The organism is Salinivibrio sp. AR647 (assembly GCF_001995415.1).
GTDB lineage: Bacteria > Pseudomonadota > Gammaproteobacteria > Enterobacterales > Vibrionaceae > Salinivibrio > Salinivibrio costicola.
Window position 1 is genome coordinate 303872 of the sequence record NZ_MUFE01000001.1, and the last position, 18055, is coordinate 321926.

Annotated in this window: 22 protein-coding genes; 9 read left to right on the plus strand and 13 right to left on the minus strand. The window is 50.5% G+C overall.

Annotation, left to right across the window (positions count from 1 at the left end; all coding sequences use genetic code 11):
* Positions 1–33 precede the first annotated feature (33 nt).
* The 6 genes from BZG76_RS01390 to zapE form a co-directional block, all read right to left on the minus strand.
* The gene (locus BZG76_RS01390; protein WP_077459890.1) at positions 34–771 is read right to left on the minus strand and encodes a cytochrome c1; all 738 of its coding nucleotides are present in this window, start codon (positions 769–771) and stop codon (positions 34–36) included.
* Complete coding sequence (locus BZG76_RS01395) at positions 768–2036, minus strand: cytochrome b (RefSeq protein WP_077459891.1); 1269 nt, start codon at positions 2034–2036, stop codon at positions 768–770. The genes BZG76_RS01390 and BZG76_RS01395 overlap by 4 nt, the downstream gene beginning before the upstream one ends.
* Positions 2036–2626 carry a ubiquinol-cytochrome c reductase iron-sulfur subunit gene (gene petA / locus BZG76_RS01400; protein ID WP_021022656.1) on the minus strand — a complete coding sequence of 197 codons (591 nt, stop codon included), beginning with the start codon at positions 2624–2626 and terminating at the stop codon, positions 2036–2038. Before petA ends, BZG76_RS01395 begins: the two co-directional genes overlap by 1 nt.
* A 380-nt stretch (positions 2627–3006) precedes the next feature.
* Positions 3007–3396: a 30S ribosomal protein S9 gene (gene rpsI, locus BZG76_RS01405; protein ID WP_021022657.1), complete on the minus strand. Its 390-nt coding sequence runs from the start codon at positions 3394–3396 to the stop codon at positions 3007–3009.
* A 13-nt stretch (positions 3397–3409) separates the two neighbouring features.
* Complete coding sequence (gene rplM / locus BZG76_RS01410; protein WP_025674468.1) at positions 3410–3838, minus strand: 50S ribosomal protein L13; 429 nt, start codon at positions 3836–3838, stop codon at positions 3410–3412.
* Positions 3839–4068: 230 nt separating this feature from the next.
* Positions 4069–5175, minus strand: coding sequence for a cell division protein ZapE (zapE, locus tag BZG76_RS01415; RefSeq protein ID WP_077460036.1), 1107 nt, complete (start codon positions 5173–5175; stop codon positions 4069–4071).
* Positions 5176–5418: 243 nt separating this feature from the next.
* On the opposite strand from zapE, the gene zapG reads away from it, so the two are divergent.
* From zapG to degS, 3 genes are all read left to right on the plus strand, one after another.
* A complete protein-coding gene (zapG, locus tag BZG76_RS01420; RefSeq protein ID WP_077459892.1) occupies positions 5419–5823 on the plus strand; it encodes a Z-ring associated protein ZapG in 405 nt (134 codons plus the stop codon).
* A gap of 69 nt (positions 5824–5892) precedes the next feature.
* Positions 5893–7257: a Do family serine endopeptidase gene (locus tag BZG76_RS01425; RefSeq protein WP_108743643.1), complete on the plus strand. Its 1365-nt coding sequence runs from the start codon at positions 5893–5895 to the stop codon at positions 7255–7257.
* 163 nt (positions 7258–7420) lie between these two features.
* Positions 7421–8491, plus strand: a complete 1071-nt coding sequence (gene degS, locus BZG76_RS01430; protein WP_077459894.1) for an outer membrane-stress sensor serine endopeptidase DegS — start codon at positions 7421–7423, stop codon at positions 8489–8491.
* Positions 8492–8575: 84 nt separating this feature from the next.
* On the opposite strand, the gene murA is transcribed toward degS, so the two are convergent.
* Genes murA through mlaF form a run of 7 tightly spaced genes read right to left on the minus strand, consistent with a single transcriptional unit; the run spans position 8576 to position 13195 of the window.
* Complete coding sequence (gene murA, locus BZG76_RS01435) at positions 8576–9865, minus strand: UDP-N-acetylglucosamine 1-carboxyvinyltransferase (protein WP_021022663.1); 1290 nt, start codon at positions 9863–9865, stop codon at positions 8576–8578.
* Between the two features lie 9 nt (positions 9866–9874).
* Positions 9875–10120: a BolA family protein gene (locus BZG76_RS01440; RefSeq protein ID WP_425271618.1), complete on the minus strand. Its 246-nt coding sequence runs from the start codon at positions 10118–10120 to the stop codon at positions 9875–9877.
* 26 nt (positions 10121–10146) lie between these two features.
* Positions 10147–10461 carry an STAS domain-containing protein gene (locus BZG76_RS01445; protein WP_021022665.1) on the minus strand — a complete coding sequence of 105 codons (315 nt, stop codon included), beginning with the start codon at positions 10459–10461 and terminating at the stop codon, positions 10147–10149.
* Complete coding sequence (gene mlaC / locus BZG76_RS01450; RefSeq protein ID WP_077459895.1) at positions 10458–11132, minus strand: phospholipid-binding protein MlaC; 675 nt, start codon at positions 11130–11132, stop codon at positions 10458–10460. The genes BZG76_RS01445 and mlaC overlap by 4 nt, the downstream gene beginning before the upstream one ends.
* A 5-nt stretch (positions 11133–11137) precedes the next feature.
* Positions 11138–11617 carry an outer membrane lipid asymmetry maintenance protein MlaD gene (gene mlaD / locus BZG76_RS01455; protein ID WP_021022667.1) on the minus strand — a complete coding sequence of 160 codons (480 nt, stop codon included), beginning with the start codon at positions 11615–11617 and terminating at the stop codon, positions 11138–11140.
* A gap of 2 nt (positions 11618–11619) precedes the next feature.
* On the minus strand, positions 11620–12399 hold the full coding sequence (mlaE, locus tag BZG76_RS01460) for a lipid asymmetry maintenance ABC transporter permease subunit MlaE (protein ID WP_269087438.1): 780 nt from the start codon (positions 12397–12399) through the stop codon (positions 11620–11622).
* Entirely contained in the window at positions 12395–13195 is an 801-nt protein-coding gene (gene mlaF, locus BZG76_RS01465; RefSeq protein WP_021022669.1) for a phospholipid ABC transporter ATP-binding protein MlaF, read from the minus strand. Before mlaF ends, mlaE begins: the two co-directional genes overlap by 5 nt.
* Before the next feature lie 492 nt (positions 13196–13687).
* Between mlaF and BZG76_RS01470 the strand changes: the two genes are divergently transcribed.
* The 6 genes from BZG76_RS01470 to lptB are packed head-to-tail and all read left to right on the plus strand — an operon-like array spanning position 13688 to position 18010.
* Positions 13688–14650: a calcium/sodium antiporter gene (locus BZG76_RS01470; protein ID WP_021022670.1), complete on the plus strand. Its 963-nt coding sequence runs from the start codon at positions 13688–13690 to the stop codon at positions 14648–14650.
* A 14-nt stretch (positions 14651–14664) separates the two neighbouring features.
* Entirely contained in the window at positions 14665–15639 is a 975-nt protein-coding gene (locus tag BZG76_RS01475; protein ID WP_077459896.1) for a KpsF/GutQ family sugar-phosphate isomerase, read from the plus strand.
* Positions 15639–16199: a 3-deoxy-manno-octulosonate-8-phosphatase KdsC gene (gene kdsC, locus BZG76_RS01480; protein WP_077459897.1), complete on the plus strand. Its 561-nt coding sequence runs from the start codon at positions 15639–15641 to the stop codon at positions 16197–16199. Before BZG76_RS01475 ends, kdsC begins: the two co-directional genes overlap by 1 nt.
* On the plus strand, positions 16196–16759 hold the full coding sequence (gene lptC / locus BZG76_RS01485) for an LPS export ABC transporter periplasmic protein LptC (RefSeq protein WP_077459898.1): 564 nt from the start codon (positions 16196–16198) through the stop codon (positions 16757–16759). The genes kdsC and lptC overlap by 4 nt, the downstream gene beginning before the upstream one ends.
* Positions 16740–17276, plus strand: coding sequence for a lipopolysaccharide transport periplasmic protein LptA (gene lptA / locus BZG76_RS01490; RefSeq protein ID WP_077460037.1), 537 nt, complete (start codon positions 16740–16742; stop codon positions 17274–17276). Before lptC ends, lptA begins: the two co-directional genes overlap by 20 nt.
* Before the next feature lie 8 nt (positions 17277–17284).
* Positions 17285–18010 (plus strand): LPS export ABC transporter ATP-binding protein, encoded by a 726-nt coding sequence (gene lptB / locus BZG76_RS01495; protein WP_021022675.1) that lies wholly within the window; start codon positions 17285–17287, stop codon positions 18008–18010.
* Positions 18011–18055 lie beyond the last annotated feature (45 nt).

The following is an 18055-nucleotide window of genomic DNA, read 5'->3' on the forward strand; positions in this document are numbered from 1 at the left end:
CATTGCGGATTAGCAACACACTAGATTAACCGATCAGTGCACATCGCGCCAATATTCTTTCTTGAGGAAGTAAGCCAAAATCAAGAATACCACGAAGAAACCGATCACCCACCAACCGAGTTGCTGGCGCTCAAGCTTCACCGGCTCACCGGAATACTCGAGGAAATTGACCAAGTCTCGGACGGCATTATCATATTCGCTCTCACTCAGCTCGCCATTGCCGTCAGACTGCAGGCCGACAAATTCCTCAACCGGCTCACCATCCACCATGCGTGTTTCGTACACTTTACGTGGGGTGCCTTGAAGCTCTTCAAGCACATGCGGCATGCCCACGTTAGGGAATACCGTATTGTTCACGCCAAACGGACGCGATGGGTCAACATAGAATGAACGCAGATAGGTATAGATCCAGTCAGTACCACGTACACGCGCGACCAGCGTCAAGTCAGGCGCTGGCGCACCGAAGTACTGTGCGCCCGACTCTTGGCTCATGGCGTTAGTCATTAACTCACCATAGTCCGCATTCTTGTCGACAATCAGGTGTTCTTCCATCAAGTCTTTTGGAATGTTCAGATCTTCTGCGACACGCTGATAGCGCTGATACTGCGTGGCATGACAGCCGAAGCAGTAGTTCATGAACATTTTTGCGCCACGTTGCAATGAGGCTTTGTCCGTTAAATCGTTGTTGGCGTCGTCCAAGTGAACGTTACCGCCCGCGGCCATTGCCAAAGAGGGCAACAGCGCGCACAAGATTACAATCCATTTTCTCATTTGAATGTCACCCTCTCTGGTAGCGGTTTTGTTGCCTCATTTTTGCTGTAGAAGAACAACAGCACAAAGAACATGAAGTAACAGAAGCTGAAGATCTGCGCCAGCAAGGTGTACGTTGGAGTCGCTGGCAACGCGCCCAGAATGCCGAGAGCTACAAACGCAACCACAAATTGCACAATGTTTGCCAAGTGCAGTTTGCTACGGTAGCGATACGAACGCACGCGACAACGATCTAACCATGGCAACAAAAACAGCACCACAATCGACGCACCCATGGCGATAACACCAATCAGCTTGTCAGGAATCGCACGCAAAATTGCGTAGAAAGGCGTGAAGTACCAAACCGGAGCAATATGCTCAGGGGTCTTCAGCGGGTTCGCGGCCTCAAAGTTCGGTGGCTCAAGGAAGTAACCGCCCATCTCAGGGTTAAAGAAAATCACATACGCGAACAAGATACCAAACACACCCACGCCAATGAGATCTTTCACCGTGCCGTATGGATGGAAAGGAATCGAGTCAATGATCTTATATTTTTTGGTGTAATCAGGGTGGAACGTAAACTGTGACTGCTGGCCATCGTCATCCGCTTCGCCTTTAGGCAGTTTGGTGTCGATACCATCTGGGTTGTTGGAGCCCACTTCGTGCAACGCTAGCACGTGCAACGCGACTAACAACAGCAACACAATCGGCAAGGCCACCACGTGAAGCGCAAAGAAGCGGTTCAAGGTTGCGCCTGATACCACGTAATCACCGCGGATCCAAAGCGTTAAGTCATCACCAATCACAGGAATCGCACCAAACAAGGAGATGATAACCTGTGCCCCCCAGTAAGACATTTGTCCCCATGGCAGCAGGTAGCCCATAAAGGCTTCTGCCATTAACACCAAGAAGATCAGCATCCCAAACAGCCACAGTAGCTCACGCGGCTTCTGGTACGAGCCATAAATGAGGCCGCGGAACATGTGCAGGTACACCACCACGAAGAACGCCGAGGCCCCAGTGGAGTGCATATATCGGAGCAGCCAACCGTACTCGACATCACGCATGATGTATTCAACAGAGGCAAACGCACCTTCCGCTGAAGGGTTGTAGTTCATGGTTAGCCAAATCCCGGTAACAATTTGGTTAACCAGAACAATCATCGCGAGCACACCAAACATATACCAGAAGTTAAAGTTCTTCGGCATTGGGTACTCGGTCATGTGCTTGCGATACGCATTCATCGCGGGAAGGCGTTTCTCAATCCAGTTAGCAAAACTTTCCATTACGCAGCCCCCTCATCTTGTCCCACCAGCACTCGCTTGTCGTCCAAGTACATATAAGGTGGAACGACCAGGTTAAGTGGTGCAGGTACGCCTTGAAAGACACGTCCAGCCATGTCAAATTTTGACCCATGACACGGACAAAAGAACCCGGCTTTCACTCCACTCACTTGCTCACTGAAGCTGTCTGGTAGATAGGTTGGTGAACAACCAAGATGGGTGCAGATACCAACCGCGACAAAAATTTCAGGTTTAATAGAGCGGAGCTGGTTGGTTGCATATTCCGGTTGTTGCGGCTGTGCTGATTGCGGATCGCGCAATTGGTCTTCAAAGCTTGAAAGCTCCTCAACCACGGCGTCGCTACGGCGCACAATCCACACAGGTTTTCCTCGCCACTCGACACGGATCATTTGTCCGTCTTGCAGCTTACTGATATCGACTTCGACCGGCGCGCCCGCCGCTTTGGCTTTCGCGCTTGGGTTCCATGACTTAATAAAAGGCACGGCAACTGCTACGGCCCCTAAACCGCCAACAACTGACGTCGTCGCAGTCAGGAAGCGGCGTCGGCCGGTATTCACTGGCGCATTGCTCATCCAACATTCTCCCATGTGCTCCCGCTTGGATTTTTATTTTGTCCTTTGCGTCCATGGAGCGTACGGCTTACTTAAAAACGAATATGTAATAACGGCTGACTGGGATCAGTTCGATTAAATCTTAGCTGCTATTACGTCGGCTAGATGATAGAGAAAACCCTACTTTTTGACAAGATAAAGCTACCTTTTTGTAACAAATGTGAGCGGTGTGCACAGAATTATGTAAAGGGTAATAAAAATGTTGGAAAGTGCGCGCTTATACACTGTTTTAAAAGGGAATAAAGAGGTAATGCCCTACCTTGTTACATCAGAAAAAATTGCATAAAAAAAGCCTGGCGTGAACACCAGGCTTTTTGTAGCAAATCTGACGATAACGTCGATTAACGCTTCGAGAACTGCGGGCTACGACGTGCTTTACGAAGACCCACTTTCTTACGCTCAACTTTACGCGCATCACGCGTCACAAAGCCAGCTGCACGTAGTGCAGGACGTAGTGACTCGTCATACTCCATCAAGGCACGAGTAATGCCGTGACGGATTGCGCCTGCTTGACCAGAGATACCACCACCAGAAACGGTGATGTACAGGTCAAGCTTCTCAGTCATTTCTACCAGCTCAAGTGGCTGACGAACAACCATGCGAGCGGTTTCACGACCGAAGTAAGTGTCGAGAGAACGCTTGTTGATCTCGATGTTGCCGCTACCCGGCTTGATGAAGACACGAGCTGCGGAGCTTTTGCGACGGCCGGTGCCGTAGTATTGTTCTGCCATTGCTTTATTCCTCTTAGATGTCTAGTACTTGCGGTTGTTGTGCCGCGTGCTTGTGCTCAGAACCTGCGTAAACTTTCAGTTTACGGTACATAGCACGACCTAGAGGACCGCGTGGCAACATACCTTTAACGGCTTTTTCAATCACCAGCTCAGGTTTTTGCGCGATCAGTTTTTCAAAGCTGATTGACTTGATGCCACCAATGTAGCCAGTGTGGCTGTAGTACATCTTGTCAGATTTTTTGCGGCCAGTTACAGCCACTTTTTCAGCGTTGATAACAACAATGTAGTCACCAGTGTCAACGTGAGGCGTGTACTCTGGCTTGTGCTTGCCACGCAGACGCGTTGCAATTTCAGTGGCCAGACGGCCTAGCGTTTTGCCTTCAGCGTCTACAACGAACCAGTCGCGTTTTACAGTTTCTGGTTTAGCAACGAAAGTTTTCATGCTAATAATTACCCGATTAATAAGTTTCACTTCAGGAGCCTAAGCTCCCACTGTTAAGCGTCCATACATCACCCCTTCGAGTGGTGGTACACCCGGCCAAAGCCTTTCAACAGTAACGGTGGGTCGCGAGATTATAGGGAAGAGTGGAGAAAAAATCACCTCCTTTTCGCAAAAAAATTCCGCCGTTTTTCTCAGTTGGTTATTGTTTGACTGTTCGCCAGCAGACAGCCTTAGGGCAAATGAGGCAATGCGAGATAGTCATGGCTTTGCATTTCAATCAGGCGTGACTGGCAACGCTTAAACTCAAACGCTAAACGGTCGCCATCATAGAGGCTATCGAGTGGCACCGCCGCTGAAATAATGAGTTTGACGCTACGCTCATAAAACTCGTCTACCAGCGCAATAAACCGACGCGCAGCATCGTCTTGTGTACTGTGTAATTGCGGCATGTCAGCGACTAATACCGTGTGATAAAGCCGCGCAATTTCCATGTAGTCGGTTTGACTGCGGGCGGACTGACACAGCTCAGCAAAACTAAAATGCGCCACGCCATCGCCATTTTCAATGGTATGTAGCGGGCGGTTATTTACGTCTATCACTTGGTCGCGCTGCCCCCCTTCCCCATTGAGTTTTTTGAAATACGCCTGCATCGTCTCGGTGGCGGTATCGCCAAGCGGGTGATAAAAAATAGCCGCTTGGGTCAGAGTACGCAGGCGATAATCAACGCCTGAGTCAACATTGACCACCTCACAGTGCTGGTTGATTAAGTCAATGGCGGGCATAAAGCGTGCGCGCTGTAACCCGTTCCAATACAGTTCATCAGGCACGATATTTGAGGTCGCGACCAAGGTGATCCCGCGGGCAAATAGCGCTTCCATCAGGGTCCCTAAGATCATGGCATCGGTAATGTCCGAGACAAAGAATTCGTCAAAACACAGCACGCGGGTTTCTTGTGCAAACTTATCGGCGATTTGCGGCAATGGATCCGCTTCGCCATCCAGTATTCTTAGCTCTTGATGTACCCGATGCATAAAGCGATGAAAGTGCATGCGCATTTTGTTATCAAAAGGGAGTGCATGAAAAAACGTATCCATTAAATAGGTTTTCCCGCGTCCCACACCGCCCCAAAAGTATAGGCCTTTTACTGGGGTCACAGAGGCCGGTTCGCGCTTTCGCCAAGGCAACCAGCTGCGCTTTTCCGGCGTAGTGGGGGTGATGGGATGAGCGAGTAAACGGTGGTAGAGCTCATCGAGTTTCTCGACCGCCATACGTTGCGCGGGGTCTTCGATAAAATGGTGGTGGGTCAGATCGTTACTATAATGTTCTAAGGGCGTCATTCCTTGAAAGCCTCGTTGGTTATCGCCATCGTTTTCATAGTAACACGCGAGCGAGAAAGAGAAATACGCGCGTATAGGAGTACCACGTTCGCGATCTGGCATGTATAGTGAACACACGTTTCATCTTGCTAAGCCACCAGCAGATGTACGATATTATTATACGTAGGCAAGTGATTTCGCTTGCCCTGACTGACTCCCGTATACCCAGGGTGTTCAGTCAATGTGAGAGCACAAGGAGCAGTTATGGCCTGGATTAATAGCCTGATCTTTCTCGTCATCGGTATCGCGGTGGGCTTTTTTATTGCCCGTATGACCACGCGCGATCTCAAACAACAAAAAAATATGAAAAGGGAGCTAGAAAAGTCACGTTACGAGCTCGAGCAATACCGCCAAGAGTTGGTGGATCACTTTGCGCAAAGTGCTGAACTGCTTGATACCTTATCGAAAGACTACAATAAGCTCTATCAACATATGGCCAAGACATCGTCGGATCTGATGCCTGACTTGCCCGACCAAGATAATCCCTTTGCCAAGCGTCTAGGGAAAATCACCAACCTGGAAGTAGACACCGCCAGTCATCCACCTCGTGACTATTCTGGCAGCGCCTCGGGCTTGTTAAAAAGCGACGAAGGCTCGCGCGCCAGCTGATCGAGGATTGAACTTTTTCAGATTATCCCCACTCTCTATTGGTACGTCGACAATTGGAGTTAACCCATGATGAAAAAGTCTTTACTCGCAATTAGCGTCGCCGCGCTAACTCTTGGCGCGGCCCTTTCTCCTCTACCAAGCTATGCCGCCTTGCCTCAAGCGGTAAGCGGTGAAGCCATGCCCAGTTTGGCGCCAATGTTGGAAAAAGTCTCACCAGCCGTAGTCAGTATTGCGGTGGAAGGCAACAAGGTGTCTAAGCAACGTATTCCTGATGCATTTCGGTTTTTCTTTGGTCCCAACGTTCCGTCTGAGCAAGTCCAAGAGCGCCCTTTTCGTGGTTTGGGATCGGGGGTGATTATTGATGCCAATAAAGGTTATATCGTGACCAACCATCATGTGATTGATGATGCGGATGAGATCCGTGTCCAACTCAAAGATGGCCGCGAATACGATGCAACCCTGATCGGCAGCGACGAAATGTCTGATATTGCCTTATTGCAGCTCGATGAGAATGCGAAAGATCTGACGCAAATTCCACTCGCTGATTCGGATCGTTTACGTGTTGGTGACTTTGCCGTTGCGATTGGTAACCCATTCGGGCTCGGACAAACTGTCACCTCGGGGATCATCTCAGCACTGGGGCGCAGTGGTTTGAACTTAGAAAACTTCGAGAACTTTATTCAAACCGATGCGGCGATCAACAGTGGTAACTCCGGCGGTGCGCTGGTCAATCTCAATGGTGAACTGATGGGGATCAACACCGCGATTTTGGGCCCGAACGGCGGCAATGTCGGGATTGGCTTTGCGATACCGGTGAATATGGCGAAAAGCTTGGTCGACCAAATCATCGAATATGGCTCGGTACGACGCGGCATGCTTGGCGTGACCGGCCGTGAATTGACCGCTGAGTTAGCCGATGCCTTTGGGCTTGCCACCCAGCACGGCGCCTTTGTTAGTCAGGTCATGTCTGAATCTGCCGCTGACGATGCCGGGCTCAAAGCCGGTGACATTATTGTCTCTGTCAACGGTAAGAGTATTCGCAGCTTTAGTGAGTTACGCGCCAAAATTGCGACGTTAGGGGCAGGTAAAACCGTTGCGCTCGGCGTGATCCGTGACGGTGAAACCCTCGAGATGGAAACAACCCTTAAAGAAGCGGCTCAAACGCAAACCAAAGCGGATAACCTGCACAAAGCTTTGGCTGGCGCAGAGTTGAAAAACCATGATGCGAAACCAGCAGGTGTCGAAGTTGCCACGATTGAAGAAGGCTCGCTTGCCGCTCGATATGGATTACGCGCGGGCGATGTTATTATTGGCGTCAATCGACACAAAGTAGAGAGCTTGGGCGATCTGCGCAAGCTGCTCGAGGATAAACCGGGTGTGCTCGCCCTTAATATTGTGCGTGATAACAGCTCGCTTTATCTCGTGATTCGATAAACCGGCGTCTATTCACACCTTCATTTTGATGCCTGCCACGTCGGCAGGCATTTTTATTGGCTCATGGTTTTTTATCCGCCCAGGACGGTGATGATTTCCACAACCCGACCTCACAATGCTATTCTCTAGCCTCGCTTTGTTTTGCTTGAGGATGGCATTGTTTATGCTGGCTTTACTTGTTCGTTCCGTGGTTATTGGCCTAGTCACGGCTGCCTTGCTATTAGTCGCGGTGCCTGATTTGCGCTCGGGCGTATTATCCGAACTGTCTTTTATTGAAAGCGACGGCCAAGACACGGCAGAACTGGTGTCATTTAGCTATGCGGTCAAGCGCGCATCGCCAGCGGTGGTCAATATCTACACCCGTAATTATACCGGTAACGATAAATTAGAGCTTAATACCCAAGGGTTAGGCTCTGGGGTGCTCATGAGCGCTAAAGGCTATATCGTCACCAACTATCATGTTGTCGCCGAAGCCGACCAAGTGATCGTTGCCTTGCAAGATGGGCGCATTTTCACGGCACAGATGGTGGGTAAAGACCAGCGTACGGACTTAGCCGTGCTCAAAATTCAAGCCGAAAATCTCCCCGTGATCCCGGTCAATCAAAACTATCAACCCACGGTGGGCGATACCGTGCTCGCCATCGGCAATCCGTATAATTTAGGGCAAACCACCACCTATGGCATCATTTCCGCTACCGGCCGGACCGGGATGAGCTTTTATGGTCGCCAGGATTTTCTCCAAACCGATGCGGCCATTAACAGAGGGAACTCTGGCGGGGCGCTGGTAAACAGTCGCGGTGAGCTCGTCGGCATCAATACCGCCTCTTTTCAACAAGCAACCGACCTTGAAACCTATGGCATTTCCTTTGCGATCCCTTACCGTTTAACCGCAAAAATCATGAATAAACTGATTGCCGATGGCCGAGTGATCCGCGGCTATATTGGTATTGATGGCCGTGATGTAAACCCGGTGATGGCCCGATTATTAGATGCCGAGCAGCAACGTGGGGTCATGGTCGCTGGGCTTGATAAAGACGGACCTGCAGAAAAAGCGGGGATTCAGCCTCAAGATTTGATTATTCAAATTAACGACAAGCCGGTGCGCGGTGCACGCGGTGCGATGGATATGGTGACCGATACACGTCCTGGCTCAACACTTAACATTACGCTGATCAGAGACGGTGAAACCCTGACCTTGCCGGTCAAAGTGGGCGATGAACGCCAGCAGCGTTAGCCAACGCATAGCGAAAATGCGCGCCCATAAAAAAACGCCAGCCTGTGAGGGCTGGCGTTTTTTGTGTTAAGGCATGAAGGCCAATTAGCCTGCGATATCACTGGACTCGTTCGCTTCATCGGCGTCAATGCGCTCTATTTTAGCTCCTAAAGCCTGCAGTTTATCTTCGATACGCTCATAGCCTCTATCGATATGATAAATACGATCCACCAAGGTTTCGCCCTTTGCAATACAGCCGGCAATTACCAAGCTGGCAGAGGCGCGCAGATCCGTCGCCATCACTTGTGCCCCGCTTAGGCTATCGGTATCACCACAGATCACGGTATTGCCTTCAATCTCTGCATGAGCGCCCATACGTTGTAATTCCGGCACATGCATAAAGCGGTTTTCAAAGATGGTTTCGGTGATTATTCCAGTGCCTTTGGCCACCAAGTTCAGCAAGCTAAACTGAGCTTGCATATCGGTTGGAAAGCCCGGATGTGGCGCGGTACGCACGTTCACGGCTTTGAGCTCGCGGTCTGTCATGTCTAATTCGATAAAGTCATCACCCGTCACCACCTTGGCACCGGCTTCTTCCAATTTATGAAGGACCGCTTCGAGTAACTCTGGCGAGGTATGGCGACACACAATATGCCCACCAGACACCGCGGCCGCGACTAAGAAGGTGCCGGTTTCAATGCGATCTGCCACCACGGTGTGCTTACCGCCGCCAAGACGCTCTACGCCTTCAATCTCAATGCGATCGGTGCCTGCCCCCGTGACGTTTGCCCCCAACATGTTGAGGAACTTGGCCGTATCGACAATTTCTGGCTCACGCGCCGCGTTTTCAATCACCGTGGTGCCTTGTGCTAACGTCGCCGCACTCATGATGGTGACTGTCGCGCCGACGCTGACTTTGTCCATCACGATATGCGCGCCTTGCAAGCGACCATCGACGGTTGCACGCACATAGCCCTCATCCAACGTGATGGTGGCACCGAGCTGTTCAAGGCCGTTAATGTGCAAATCCACGGGCCGCGCGCCAATCGCACAACCGCCAGGCAAAGACACTTCGCCTTTACCGAAGCGAGCCACTAACGGCCCAAGTGCCCAAATAGACGCACGCATGGTTTTCACGAGATCATAAGGCGCACAGAGCTCAGTAATCTCACTGGCATCAACATGCACTGACCCGTTGCGACTCACCTTGGCCCCTAAGCGTGATAACAGGGCCATCGTTGTGTCAATATCGCGTAACTTAGGGACATTCGCGACTTCGACTGGCTCTTCAGCCAGTAATGAAGCAAATAAAATCGGGAGGGCGGCATTTTTTGCGCCAGAAATGGCCACATCACCTTTAAGCGGGCCATTGCCCGTCACTCGAAACTTTTGCATCATATCCTCTTACAACTGCATCAGCTTTTTATCGCGTGCCCACTCAGCCGGTGTCATCGCTTTAATGCTGACCGCATGAATATCATTACGCGCAATGTGATCCGTTAGCGGACCATAGATCGTTTGTTGCTTTTTTACGCGTGACATACCGTCAAACATCTCTGCAACAGCGATGACCTCAAAGTGGCTGCCATCACCTTTCACATGCAGCTCGTCCACTGACTGAGCCTGTTCTGAAAAAGCGGCCTCTAAAATGGCTTTAACGTCGCTTGCTTCCACGTTTAAACTCCTTGTTGATGCTCCGCATCGTCAAAAAATGTGTCTAAATTACTCAGCGTTAACAATAGTTTTAGCTGTTCAGGCATCCCTTGATACCGTACCTGCTGTCCTTGATGACGCAGCGTACGATCAAGGTGGAGCAACATCGCCATTCCTGCTGAATCCACACGTGATAACGCACTTAAGTCTAACGTTAAGGCGTTATCGGTTGGGATCCATTGGTGACGCTGACGCCAAAAGGCAGGCACTGTGTCACGATCAAGCCGTCCTGACAAGTGATAGTGCTGCTCGCTGCCAGCCGTCAAGTTGACGCTCATGATGCATCCTGTTTTTGCTTATCTTCACGACGGATGGGCCGCTTGGCGATCTCTTTTAATTGTTCGACCACGGCATCAATACCATCACGACGCAGTGGTGTCTTCCACTCAGACTGCTTCGATTGGATCATACTGACTCCTTCAGCCGTCACGTCATACGCTTGCCAATTTCCTGTCCGCGTATTTTTACGTAAGCTAAAATCCAGACGAATAGGCGGACGTGATGCGTCAGTCATATCAACGCGAACTTTGACAATTTTATCATTCGGATCAATCGGTTTATCCTTTTGAACCTCAATGGTTTGGTCGTCATATTCGAGTAAAATCTGTGCATAGGAGGCAATCATGTACTCGGTGAAGGCCTCGGTAAATGCATCGCGCTGTTCAGGCGTTGCCTTGCGATAATACTGGGCGCCTAATATCAGCGACGCCGCATAGCGCGTATGGATATAAGGTAGGAGTTCGTCTTTGACGACATCACGTAATAAATCGGGATCAGCGCGGAGCAAGGTACGATCTTTGCGTATGCGCGAAAACGTATTCTCTGCGACTTGTTCAATCAGCTGATATGGGTTGGATTGGTCGACCGGCTCACTGGCCTGTACCGTCTGTCCAAGGCTGACTAACATTAAGCTCAGCGCCGAGCCAAATGCGATAAGTGTCTTTCTCATGCCATTTACTCCTTATCACCCATACTGTAGAGGAACTGACCAATCAAATCTTCTAAGACAAGGGCCGACTTGGTGTCTTGGATTTTTTCTCCCGCTTCTAAATAGCCAATGCCGAGCGCTTCATCGACAAACCCTGGGGTAATACCGATATATTGCTCGCCCAGCAGCCCTGCAGTGTAGATCGACGCCGAGCTCGATTCCGGGAAACGTCCCGCTTCTTCACTGATTTGCAGTGTCACTTGTGGGACATAGGTGTCTGGATTGAGCGAAATATCCGTTACCTGGCCAACAGTAACGCCCCCCACTTTGACAGGGGAGCGCACTTTTAACCCACCAATATTGTCAAACTCAGCGGTGAGGGTGTAGGTGTCTGCCCGCCCCCAACGCTGAACATCGGCGACTTGAAACGCAAGGGCTAATAGCGCTGCAATCCCTGCGATCACAAAGCAGCCTACCCAAAATTCTGTTTTACGACTCTGTTGCATGATTAATTCCCAAACATGAGTGCAGTAAGGACAAAGTCTAGGCCGAGTACGGCCAGCGATGAATGTACCACAGTACGTGTGGTCGCGCGGCTGATCCCTTCCGAGGTTGGCGTGGCATCATAACCGTTAAAAAGTGCAATCCAGGTCACGGCGATAGCAAAAACGAGGCTTTTGATCAGCGCGTTACCCACATCGTAGCCAAGGTCGACCGATGCCTGCATCACCGACCAAAAGCTGCCATGATCAATGCCTTTCCAGTCTACCCCGACCAGCTCGCCGCCCCAAATCCCGACCAGCATAAAGATCACCGCCAGTAAGGGCATGGCGATGACGCCGGCCCAAAACCGGGGCGCAATGACACGACGCAGCGGATCAACCGCCATCATTTCTAAACTCGATAGCTGCTCAGTGGCTTTCATCAAGCCAATTTCAGCGGTCAGCGCGGATCCCGCCCGCCCAGCAAATAGTAGTGCTGTGACCACAGGGCCAAGCTCGCGCAGTAGCGATAAAGCAACCATTTGCCCAAGGCTGGTCTCGGCACCAAAGTCCGACAAGACTAAATACCCTTGCAGGCTTAATACCATGCCGATAAATAACCCGGAGACAATAATGATCGCGAGTGAGCGTACTCCGACAGAATAGAGTTGTTGAATAAGCAGTGGGAAAGTTTTACTCGGTTGAGGACGCCCCACCAGCGCACCGGTCATCACAAAGGTGGCGCGGCCCATTGACTCGGCCACACGCATGGTTCGACGACCCATGTCCGCGATTTGTGTTTTAATCACCGAAAATCTCCTGCTTTAACTCACCCGCGGGATAACGAAATGGCACGGGCCCATCGGCATGCCCTTCTAAAAACTGCTGCACCCAAGGGTCTGGATTATCTCGCAACGATTGCGGCGATCCACTGGCGATAATACGGCTATCGGCCAAAAGATACACTTTATCGGCAATGCTCATCACTTCAGGTACGTCATGTGAAACGACCACACACGTTAGCCCGAGTGCTTGGTTGAGTTGACGAATCAAGGTCACCAGCACGCCCATGGTAATGGGATCTTGTCCTACAAAGGGTTCATCAAACAAAATGAGCTCTGGATCAAGGGCAATTGAACGGGCCAGAGCCGCTCGACGGGCCATACCGCCTGAGAGATCGCTGGGCATTAATGCGGCAGCCCCTCTTAATCCCACCGCCTCAAGCTTTAGCATTACAATGGTATGAATCATGGATTCATCCAAGTCTGTGTGTTCGCGCAGCGGGAAGGCAACATTATCGAATACCGACATATCGGTAAACAGGGCGCCTGATTGGAAGAGCATACTCATGCGCTGGCGGACATCGAATAATTGGCGACGCCCTAGCGAGGGAATGGAGTGGCCATCAAAAATAATATCACCGGCGTCTGGCTTTAGCTGGCCGGCGATCAAGCGTAGTAACGTGGTTTTACCGATACCTGAGGGCCCCATAATCGCGGTGATTTGCCCACGTGGTACCTGCAAGTCGACATGATCAAAAATGCATCGGTCACCCCGTGAGAATGTCATCCCATTGATATCTATCAGGCTCTTTGCTGCCATGGCCGCATCTCATGGTTGGAAAGGAACAAAATGAAGTGGCTGATAATAAGGTGTCACCCCGCCTAACACAAGCCAGCCTGCGTATCGGGCCAAGCAGGACGTGACCCACCCCTGATAATAGCAGCCAAGAAACGGTTTATATGTCAAGACGAGGTCAATGTGCGCCCCTTGCCCTGTGACGCGCCTTAGCCGCGATATAAGCCTTGGCGACGATACCAGCCTTAGCTGCGATACAAACCTTAACCGTGGCGCAATCGTTAATCGCGAGCAGGCGGCCGTTTATCGGTGGCCGTTCCACGGCGGCAACATCAAGATGATCCTGTCACAGCAACCCGCTTCATGGTGAACCATCTTTATCGTATCCGTAAGTCAGTGGGTGGAAAATGCCGGAATTGATAACTCACATGGGGGCTTTTTGCTTCACATTTCCCCCTTTAACCGTCAGAATTGCCCCTCATTTGAACCAAATTCACAACGCAAAGGATAGGTGTCATGGTTATAGCGGTTGCCATACTCATTGTTGGACTCATCGTGCTGGTATGGAGTGCCGATCGACTGGTCTTTGGCGCGGCTGCAATCGCGAAAAACTACGGCGTTTCGCCTTTAATCATCGGCATGACGATTCTCGCCATGGGATCGTCGGCACCGGAAATGATGGTATCTGCCAACGCTGCCCTCGCCGATAAAACCGATACCGCAGTGGGGAACGTTTTAGGCTCAAATATCGCCAACATAGCGCTTATTATTGGTTTTACCGCGCTGATCAAGCCGCTGTCGATTGGGTCGACCATTATTCGCCGTGAACTGCCACTGATGCTTGGGGTCACCGTCCTCGCGGGGGCCTTGCTTTGGAATAATCATCTAGGATTTTTCGAAGGGGTGGGACTGATCACACTGTTTGTGATCTTTATTTTAATGATGATTAAAATTGGTAAAGATTCAGGTGATTCCGACCCAATATTGGCCGATCAGCAGTCTGACATTCCTAATGATGTTAGCAACCTGAAAGCGGCGATATGGATTATTATCGGCTTGCCTTTACTGTTGCTGTCATCGGATCAAGTGGTCGACTCCGCGGTTACCATCGCTCAGTATTTTGGCATGAGTGATCTGGTGATTGGCTTGACCATTATCGCCATTGGCACCAGCCTTCCTGAGCTTGCCGCTTCGATTGCCGGCGTCATGAAGGGTGAAGATGATTTGGCGGTGGGTAATATCATCGGCTCGAATGTGTTTAATATTCTCGCGGTCATGGCCATTCCTGGGTTACTCAACCCCTCAGCGATCAGCGAATATGCCATGAGTCGTGATTATTATATTATGCTGGTGCTGTCTATTATGTTGCTGGTGTTTGCGTTGGGCAAATCACGCAGTATTAATCGCATCGAAGGCGCCGTTTTCTTACTTTGTTATATCGGTTACCAAAGTTACCTATTTATTAACGCTGCCGCCTAAACGGACACAGTACAATGAGTGAATACAGTTTTGACTTTCGCCGCGCCGGGCTGGATGTCCTTAACATTGAGCAAGACGCGATTGCACAATTAAAAGCCGCCATTGATGATCGTTTTGAGGCGGCTTGCCAGCTGATGCTGAACGCCACCGGCAAAGTGGTGGTGATGGGAATGGGTAAGTCAGGCCATATTGGCAAAAAAATTGCTGCCACCCTCGCCAGCACTGGAACGCCTGCGTTTTTTGTCCATCCTGGCGAAGCAAGCCATGGTGATTTAGGTATGATCAACCAAGGCGATGTGGTGCTCGCGATCTCTAATTCCGGCGAGGCCGGTGAGATATTAACCTTGCTACCCGTGATTAAACGCTTGGGCATTCCGTTGGTCTGTATGACGGGCAATGCGCAATCTAGCATGGGGCAGTTAGCAAAAGTGAATCTCAACATTCATGTCCCGCAAGAAGCCTGCCCACTGGCATTAGCGCCTACCTCGAGCACCACTGCCACCTTAGTAATGGGCGATGCCCTTGCCATGGCCTTGATGCAAGCAAGGGGCTTTACCGCGAATGACTTTGCGCTTTCGCACCCGGGCGGTGCATTAGGACGCAAGCTGTTACTGCGCATTAGTGATTTGATGCATCAAGGCACGCGTTTACCCGTGGTGCCCGAAACAGCCACCGTGCGCGATGCTTTATTAGAAGTGTCTGAAAAGGGCTTGGGGATGACCGCTATCGTCGATGCTGATCAACAGCTGACCGGCGTTTTTACCGACGGTGACTTACGCCGCTTGTTAGATATGCGAATTGATTTGCATACCACCACCATTGGCTCGGTGATGTCAAAAGGCCCGGTGACGATTGAGCCGGAGTTGCTCGCGGCAGAAGGACTTAAACTCATGGAAGAGCGAAAAATTAACGGGCTGTTGGTTGCCAAAGACGGCCAGCTGCTTGGCGCCCTTAACATGCATGACCTTTTAAAAGCCGGAGTGATCTAATGGCTTCTACCGTAATTGAAACGCTGTACGGCCCTATCGCCGCCGACGTATTCCAGCGTGCCGCTGCCATTCAATTACTCATCTGTGATATTGATGGGGTTTTTTCTGATGRTCGCGTCTATATGGGCAATCAAGGCGAAGAGCTCAAAGCATTCCATACCCGCGACGGCTACGGCATAAAATCATTGATGAACGCCGGGATTGAAGTTGCTGTCATTACAGGCCGCCAATCTCAGATCGTTGAGAACCGAATGCGCGCACTGGGTGTCAAACATGTGTATCAAGGCCAAAGCGACAAGTTAGCCGCGTACCAAGATTTGTGTTCGCACTGTGATGTACTTCCCGCACACACAGCTTATATTGGTGACGATTTGATTGACTGGCCAGTGATGGAAAAAGTGGGGCTGTCTTGTTGCGTCGCAGATGGCCACCCACTGCTAAAATCGCGTGCTGATCATGTCACCCACATTGGTGGTGGGTTTGGCGCGGTGAGAGAGGTCTGTGATTTGCTGCTAGAAGCCCGTGGCGAGCTCGATCAACACAAAGGTTTGAGTGTATGACTCGGCGGCTAGGCCTGCTTTTACTGATCGTGCTTTGTGCACTCAGCGGCTATTACCTATTGGCCCAGCACCGTTGGCAAAAGGTGCAACAGGTCACCCCTGATGCAGAAAAGCCTTTGTTTACCGGCGAAGACATTGAAACGGTGCAGTATACTGCTGACGGTGTGCGTAGTTATACCGTTGAAGCAAAGCATCTTGAGCACTACGCCAAAATCGATGAGACCCATTTTAATGAGCCTGTACTTTGGACCTATCAAGACGGCCAAGATGAAGAGTGGCGTGTGAGCGCAAACTACGCCGTTTTATCGGACGAGCACCTGCTCACTATGACGGGCAATGTCCGTATTTTTAATTTACTGCCGAATGCACAAATTGATTCGGTAACCACCGACTCTGTGACCTTAAACCTCACAACACGAGATTTTTGGTCCGATAGTCCTACCACCATCACGGGCACCCGTTTTCAAACCACAGGAAAACGCGTGAAGGGCAACTTCGGTAGCCACCAGATGGAATTGTTAGACGATGTTAAAGGCCGATATGAAACGACCCCTCGTTAAAGCACTAGCAGGTGCGATGTTGCTATTTTCGCACTACTCACTAGCGCTGAGTAGCGACACCGAGCAACCTATTCACATTCAATCTGAAAGTCAGCATTTGGACATGGCCACCAATACGGTGACCTTCACACAAGATGTCGTGCTCACCCAAGGCAGCATTAAAATCTTGGCCGATAAACTGATCGTTATCCGCCCGGAGGGGAAAGATGGCAGTGAAACCATCGAAGCCTATGGTAAACCGGCAACCTTTGAGCAAACCATGGATGACGGCAAACAGATTCATGGCGAAGCGAACAAACTGCGTTATGAAGTCGGTAATGAATATCTCAAAATGTCGACCAATGCGATGCTCGAGCAAAGTGGCAACCAGGTAGAGGGCAATGTGATCACCTACGAAATCGACAAACAACAATTGGTTGCCGAGAGTGATAGCAACAAACGGGTCACCACGATTTTACAGCCGACAAGTAAAAAAAATTCATCCAATAACGATTCATCTGAGTCAGACGCGGAATAAGAGGCCACATGGCAACACTGACAGCGGCCAACTTGGCAAAAAGTTATAAAGGGCGAAAGGTCGTCGCCGATGTAAGCTTGGAAGTGAAATCCGGTGAAATCGTCGGTCTGCTTGGCCCGAATGGTGCAGGCAAAACCACCTCATTTTATATGATTGTGGGTTTAGTGGCCCGTGATGAGGGGGCGATTTATATCGATGATAAAGACATCAGCATTCAACCCATGCACAATCGCTCTCGCTTGGGGATCGGTTACTTACCGCAAGAAGCGTCGATATTTCGTAAACTCAGCGTCTACGATAATCTCATGGCGGTGCTACAAACGCGTAAATCCTTGACGAAAGAAGAGCGTCAGGACAAAGCCGAAGACTTGTTAGACGAGTTTAATATCCAACATATTCGTGACAGCTTAGGCATGGCGCTTTCTGGGGGCGAACGCCGACGGGTTGAAATTGCGCGCGCCCTCGCCGCGAACCCTAAATTTATTTTGCTTGATGAGCCCTTCGCTGGGGTTGACCCGATTTCGGTTATCGATATAAAAAAAATCATTGAACACTTACGTGACCGTGGTCTCGGTGTGCTCATCACTGATCACAATGTACGCGAGACGCTCAGTGTCTGTGAGCACGCTTACATTGTCAGCCAAGGTCACTTGATTGCACACGGCACGCCTGATGAGGTGCTCAATGATGATCACGTTAAACGGGTTTACTTGGGCGATCAGTTCAAATTGTAGGATCGGCTCACGCTAAAAAATGCCAATCAAGGCTATAGTTAAATA

Bases quoted from the DNA above. Each gene is read 5' to 3' on its own strand.
- zapG (WP_077459892.1), top strand. From the start codon at position 5,419: ATGGCCTGGATTAATAGCCTGATCTTTCTCGTCATCGGTATCGCGGTG.
- BZG76_RS01425 (WP_108743643.1), top strand. From the start codon at position 5,893: ATGAAAAAGTCTTTACTCGCAATTAGCGTCGCCGCGCTAACTCTTGGC.
- rplM (WP_025674468.1), bottom strand. From the start codon at position 3,838: ATGAAAACTTTCGTTGCTAAACCAGAAACTGTAAAACGCGACTGGTTC.
- degS (WP_077459894.1), top strand. From the start codon at position 7,421: ATGCTGGCTTTACTTGTTCGTTCCGTGGTTATTGGCCTAGTCACGGCT.
- petA (WP_021022656.1), bottom strand. From the start codon at position 2,626: ATGAGCAATGCGCCAGTGAATACCGGCCGACGCCGCTTCCTGACTGCG.
- zapE (WP_077460036.1), bottom strand. From the start codon at position 5,175: ATGACGCCCTTAGAACATTATAGTAACGATCTGACCCACCACCATTTT.
- BZG76_RS01445 (WP_021022665.1), bottom strand. From the start codon at position 10,461: ATGAGCGTCAACTTGACGGCTGGCAGCGAGCAGCACTATCACTTGTCA.
- BZG76_RS01470 (WP_021022670.1), top strand. From the start codon at position 13,688: ATGGTTATAGCGGTTGCCATACTCATTGTTGGACTCATCGTGCTGGTA.
- mlaD (WP_021022667.1), bottom strand. From the start codon at position 11,617: ATGCAACAGAGTCGTAAAACAGAATTTTGGGTAGGCTGCTTTGTGATC.
- lptA (WP_077460037.1), top strand. From the start codon at position 16,740: ATGAAACGACCCCTCGTTAAAGCACTAGCAGGTGCGATGTTGCTATTT.
- lptC (WP_077459898.1), top strand. From the start codon at position 16,196: ATGACTCGGCGGCTAGGCCTGCTTTTACTGATCGTGCTTTGTGCACTC.
- BZG76_RS01475 (WP_077459896.1), top strand. From the start codon at position 14,665: ATGAGTGAATACAGTTTTGACTTTCGCCGCGCCGGGCTGGATGTCCTT.
- lptB (WP_021022675.1), top strand. From the start codon at position 17,285: ATGGCAACACTGACAGCGGCCAACTTGGCAAAAAGTTATAAAGGGCGA.
- murA (WP_021022663.1), bottom strand. From the start codon at position 9,865: ATGCAAAAGTTTCGAGTGACGGGCAATGGCCCGCTTAAAGGTGATGTG.
- rpsI (WP_021022657.1), bottom strand. From the start codon at position 3,396: ATGGCAGAACAATACTACGGCACCGGCCGTCGCAAAAGCTCCGCAGCT.
- mlaC (WP_077459895.1), bottom strand. From the start codon at position 11,132: ATGAGAAAGACACTTATCGCATTTGGCTCGGCGCTGAGCTTAATGTTA.
- BZG76_RS01390 (WP_077459890.1), bottom strand. From the start codon at position 771: ATGAGAAAATGGATTGTAATCTTGTGCGCGCTGTTGCCCTCTTTGGCA.
- BZG76_RS01395 (WP_077459891.1), bottom strand. From the start codon at position 2,036: ATGGAAAGTTTTGCTAACTGGATTGAGAAACGCCTTCCCGCGATGAAT.
- mlaF (WP_021022669.1), bottom strand. From the start codon at position 13,195: ATGGCAGCAAAGAGCCTGATAGATATCAATGGGATGACATTCTCACGG.